Genomic DNA, 4,983 nt, shown 5'->3' with positions numbered 1-4,983 from the left:
GAGTATTCATTCATGCATTGTTATTTGTTCACAAATTCGATATAATTTGATTGAGTAAAGTCAAAATATTTTATTAATATAAAATTTTATGATTAGGGGATATTTCAACAGAAAAGGGGTAATCCATCATGAAACACCTCGTAATACTAGGTGGGGGCTACGGTGGAATGAGAATTCTGCAAAGGCTACTTCCAAGCAACCAACTTCCAGATGATGTACAAGTGACATTAATCGACAAAGTACCATATCATTGCTTCAAAACTGAATATTATGCATTAGTTGCGGGTACTATTTCAGAAACGCATATTCGTATACCGTTTCCTGAACACCCACGCCTCAATATTCAATACGGCACAGTAACAAATATTGACCTCGAAGAAAAAGCTGTTCATCTTGATGGCGGCGAAGCGATCCAATATGATGATTTAATTATCGGACTTGGCTGTGAAGATAAATATCATAACGTTCCTGGAGCTAGAGAATATACACATAGTCTACAATCAATTGAACAAACACGTAAGACATATGAACAATTAAATAGTCTAGAACCAAATGCAACAGTAGCTGTCGTTGGTGCTGGCTTAAGTGGCGTTGAAGTAGCAAGTGAACTTCGTGAAAGCCGTTCTGATTTAAAAATCTATTTATTTGATCGAAAAGATAGAATTTTATTCCCATATCCAGAGAAATTAAGTAGATACGTAGAAGAATGGTTTGTAAAGCATAAAGTTAACATTATACGAAACTCTAACATTACAAAAGTAGAACCAAATATTGTGTACAACCACGATGAACCACTTGAATGTGATGCAATCGTCTGGACAGCTGGTATTCAAGCAAATGAAGTTGTTCGAAACCTTCCAGTTGAACAAGATGGTAGCGGACGGGTTGTCTTAACTAAATATCATAATATTCCAAATAACGATCATGTTTACGTTGTAGGAGATTGCGCAGCACTTCCACATGCACCATCTGCCCAACTGGCTGAAGGTCAAGGAGAACAAATTGTCCAAATATTATTAAAACGTTGGAATAATGAACCACTCCCGGATGAACTACCTGTTATTAAATTAAAAGGTGTTCTAGGATCTCTTGGTAAGAAGCACGGCTTTGGTTTACTAGCAAACCAACCATTAATGGGACGTGTACCGAGATTATTAAAATCTGGTCTTCTTTGGATGTACAAATATCATAAAGGTTAATACTTTACAGGCTGTCTACTATGTAGGCAGCCTCTTTGCATCAGTTTTTAAAAATTATCAGACACATCTTTCTCAATATTTATAATGATTTATTTTTCATTTTTATATTAAAAAATATTGATAAACATTGTATGCTATTTGTAAGTTGTTTTATTCTTTCCTTTAAGACCGAATTCATTCGGTCTTATTTTTTATGTGATAAATACTTTTGTAGGAGGCATTACATTCCACTTATGAACTTATCGAAACTAAACAATCGAATAGAAGCGAAAAAGAAAGAGTTAATCTATCTCGTTGAACGATACGGATTCACTCATGATAAAGTGATTTCTTTCAGCCAAGAATTAGATCGTTTACTTAACTTATTAATAAAACTCAAGACGAAGAAAAAACGTTGTTCGTTATAACCATTTTCCCCTCTTTTTTTGATACGATATAACTAGAATCAGAAAGGAGCGATTTATGTTTATATTAAAAGACGTTATATATAAAGATATACTACACATTCCTTATTTACAGATTCAAAAAGAAAAGATTACTTGTATTATCGGTGAAAGCGGAAGCGGAAAAAGCACATTACTTCGCATGTTAAACGATTTACAATCCCCAACATCCGGTACAATTGAATATAACGGAAAGTTAATTTCTGATTATTACCCTATTCAATTACGTCGTGACGTAGTTATGCTTGGGCAAACTCCACCTATTTTTGATGGAACCGTTAAAGACAACCTATTAATGGGACTTCGTCTTTCTGAAAAACCATTTCCAAATGATGATGCCCTGCGGAGTGCATTACAAACCGTTAGCTTAGACAAGCAATTAGAAGATAGCACCTCCTCATTATCCGGCGGTGAAAAACAAAGACTTGCCTTTGCACGTATCGTACTTATGGATCCGCCTGTCTATTTATTAGATGAACCCACTTCAGCATTAGATAGTGATACAGAACGCCGCGTTATGAAACAATTTACTGAACTAGCACGAAAAAAGAAAAAAACAGTTATCTTCATCACACACTCGCAACAACTTCCAGAAGAAATTGCAGATGATATTATTGAAATTAGCAAAACAAAGGGTGCAACTAGAAAGGAAGTGCTCTCAGTTGAAGGGCGTTATTGAACTCCAAATTTGGCAACTTGCAGCTGCCTATATTTTCATTCTTATTTTAATTGGACTTGTAAAATTAAAAGGAATACCTCGCGAAAAACAAATCGCGCTCGCAACATTCCGTATGACCATTCAGCTCGTACTTGTTGCATATGTCCTTACATACGTATTTGAAAACAGTAATCCATTTTATACAATCGCTCTCATCACTTCTATTACTACCTTTGCAATTTTTAATATTTATAAACGAGTTAACATCCCAATGTCTAAAGAATTAAAACGAGTAGCCGCCCTTTCCATGGTCGCCGGATCAATTGGGCCACTTCTACTATTTATCTTTGTTATTATCGGTCATGACCCTTGGTATGCTCCGCAATATATCGTCCCTATTACAGGAATGTTAGTTGGGAATGCCATGACTGGTGTTTCTCTTGGTGCAAATACGTTCTTAAACAATATGAAATCGCAAAGAGGTCAAATTGAAGGTGCACTTATGCTCGGCGCAACACCGAAAGAAGCTGCTGCTCCGCTCATTCGAGAAGCTTTTGACTCTGCTATTTTACCAACAATTAATTCTATGGTCGGAATGGGAATTATAAGCTTACCAGGCATGATGACTGGTCAAATATTATCCGGTGTATCACCATTCACAGCCATTCAATATCAAATCGCCATCATACTCGGTATTTCTGGAAGTACTGCCTTTGCTGTCATTATCTTTTTACAGCTTGGATATAAAACGTTCTTTAATAAGCGATGTCAGTTGAAAGAGGTTGACTATGATGCGAGGTAAATCGTAACTTTCGCTCAGTAAATGATGCATCGTTCTCGGTGAGTGAAATTATATTAACGATTTTTTCAATATATCTATCATAACTTGCAATATATCAACGATTTTTCAAATATATCTATCATAACTCAGAATATATCAACGATTTTGTACGAAATATCGATTTACCGACAAAAAGTGACATAATAAAAAGAGGAGGCTATTCGCCTCCTCTTCTATTTACTTATGCCTTCTTAACGAACTGTGATTTTAACTTCATAGCTCCGAAACCGTCGATTTTGCAATCGATATCGTGATCGCCATCAACTAGACGGATACTCTTTACTTTCGTACCGATCTTCACAACTGAAGAAGTTCCTTTTACTTTTAAATCTTTAATAACAGTAACAGCGTCGCCATCTTGAAGAACGTTTCCGTTCGCATCTTTTACAACTTTTGCACCATCATTATTTTCAGCTTCTGCTTCTTGGCCCCACTCATGAGCACATTCTGGACATACGAAAAGAACCCCATCCTCATACGTATATTCTGAATTACATTTTGGACAATTTGGTAAAGTAGCCATAAATTCATTTCCTCCGTTCATTATTTATACGTAAAAATCAAAATTGATGTTTACATCTCGATAAATAAAATTTGTATAGCATTTCTTTATAGTGCCATAGTCTCACGTTATTGACAACCCTACCTCAAATTCTCATTTTTTATTGTATTTTACAAAATTTCAATTTGTATGCCGTTTTTCTATTTGCTCTTCTACTAATTTTAAAAATCTTCGTTGTGCATTTTTATTTTTTACGAGCAATCGAACTCTTAGCTTACTTTGTAAATATGAGCGAACTTTGTAGTTCGTAATAAATAACTTTCGATACTTCTCGTCTTCATATATCATTCGAAACCATTCATACTGCTGCAAGTAACGTATGTTAACATCAATCTTTTTCGTGTGTAAACCCGTACTTAAACTAATAGATCCTATTAGAGCTTCTATTCATGCTGAAATCATTTCTCTCCCCCTAATAAACAAAAGAAGAACCTTCACAAGATTCTTCTTTTCAAAATGAACGAGTTCTCTCTAGAAACCCAAATTATTTTCTTCAATGTAAATTTGATATTCTTCCACTTCTTCTTCACTTAACTTCTTATTATTTTCATATACCTCTTGCCACTCGAAATAATCTTCATCGAAATAAACAGCAAATTTAATTTTCACGTTTTTCTTCTCTGTATAATCATAACCAGTAAACTCTACTACGTCATAATCTTTTTCTTTCTTAACAAACTTCCAAGTTGGATTATCAGTCATAATCTCTAAAGTAACCCCTTCACCACTTGAACGAACAACGTTTTTAATATTCGGTTCAGTTGGTAAAAAGGACAGCCCGAGCGCAGCTAACCCAAACACAATCCCGACTATAACCTGTAAACCAATCATACCAGCAATACTCACGCCACCCTTTGATTGTAAGAAATACGCCTTCTCATGATCAGACGCATCTTCTCCCTTACGAAAAACACGAACAGCATGCTTGTAATATAAACGGTTTCCTTGCCATCCAGTAAATATCATCATTCCTAATTGAAGAGCTAAATTAAATGTTACATAAATCCCATCTGGAATATCTATAAAAGGGGGTATAACTATACTAGGTATAGCCAATAACGCAAATATAATAAATAACTTATACATTTTTCGATAAGCTAACCAAAAAGTTGGGAAGAAAAAGGCTACCCAATTCCATGTATTCCCTTGCGCTGGATTTTCTACTTTACCCCACTTAAAGTCATAATAAGCTGTATTCTTTTGAACAACTTTATGTAATTCTTGTGGAGAAATCGTTTCTTGTAAAACAGTGTCCTTCACGTACATCATCCTTTTCTTAT

7 protein-coding genes are annotated in these 4,983 nt (G+C 35.0%); 4 read left to right on the top strand and 3 right to left on the bottom strand.

Annotated features, from left to right (window positions below; genetic code table 11):
- Window positions 1-128: 128 nt before the first annotated feature.
- From ACQGSG_RS26530 to ACQGSG_RS26515, 4 genes are all read left to right on the top strand, one after another.
- Window positions 129-1,199, top strand: a complete 1,071-nt coding sequence (locus ACQGSG_RS26530; RefSeq protein WP_000682077.1) for an NAD(P)/FAD-dependent oxidoreductase — start codon at window positions 129-131, stop codon at window positions 1,197-1,199.
- A gap of 233 nt (window positions 1,200-1,432) precedes the next feature.
- On the top strand, window positions 1,433-1,606 hold the full coding sequence (locus ACQGSG_RS26525) for an aspartyl-phosphate phosphatase Spo0E family protein (RefSeq protein ID WP_001054089.1): 174 nt from the start codon (window positions 1,433-1,435) through the stop codon (window positions 1,604-1,606).
- Window positions 1,607-1,661: 55 nt separating this feature from the next.
- A complete protein-coding gene (locus ACQGSG_RS26520; RefSeq protein WP_000470265.1) occupies window positions 1,662-2,321 on the top strand; it encodes an ABC transporter ATP-binding protein in 660 nt (219 codons plus the stop codon).
- Window positions 2,305-3,102, top strand: a complete 798-nt coding sequence (locus tag ACQGSG_RS26515; RefSeq protein WP_097796600.1) for an ABC transporter permease — start codon at window positions 2,305-2,307, stop codon at window positions 3,100-3,102. The genes ACQGSG_RS26520 and ACQGSG_RS26515 overlap by 17 nt, the downstream gene beginning before the upstream one ends.
- A 220-nt stretch (window positions 3,103-3,322) precedes the next feature.
- Here the strand turns inward: ACQGSG_RS26515 and phnA are convergent, their stop codons facing one another.
- The 3 genes from phnA to ACQGSG_RS26500 form a co-directional block, all read right to left on the bottom strand.
- Window positions 3,323-3,664: an alkylphosphonate utilization operon protein PhnA gene (phnA, locus tag ACQGSG_RS26510; RefSeq protein WP_000212737.1), complete on the bottom strand. Its 342-nt coding sequence runs from the start codon at window positions 3,662-3,664 to the stop codon at window positions 3,323-3,325.
- A gap of 159 nt (window positions 3,665-3,823) precedes the next feature.
- Window positions 3,824-4,090: a hypothetical protein gene (locus ACQGSG_RS26505; protein ID WP_224765022.1), complete on the bottom strand. Its 267-nt coding sequence runs from the start codon at window positions 4,088-4,090 to the stop codon at window positions 3,824-3,826.
- A gap of 84 nt (window positions 4,091-4,174) precedes the next feature.
- A complete protein-coding gene (locus ACQGSG_RS26500; RefSeq protein WP_118415280.1) occupies window positions 4,175-4,972 on the bottom strand; it encodes a DUF2628 domain-containing protein in 798 nt (265 codons plus the stop codon).
- Window positions 4,973-4,983 lie beyond the last annotated feature (11 nt).

Source organism: Bacillus sp. GMa5/1 (genome assembly GCF_050172015.1).
In the GTDB taxonomy this organism is placed as follows: Bacteria; Bacillota; Bacilli; order Bacillales; family Bacillaceae_G; genus Bacillus_A; species Bacillus_A cereus.
The sequence above is the reverse complement of the archived record's forward strand: the minus strand, read 5'-3'. Positions and strand labels throughout refer to the sequence as shown.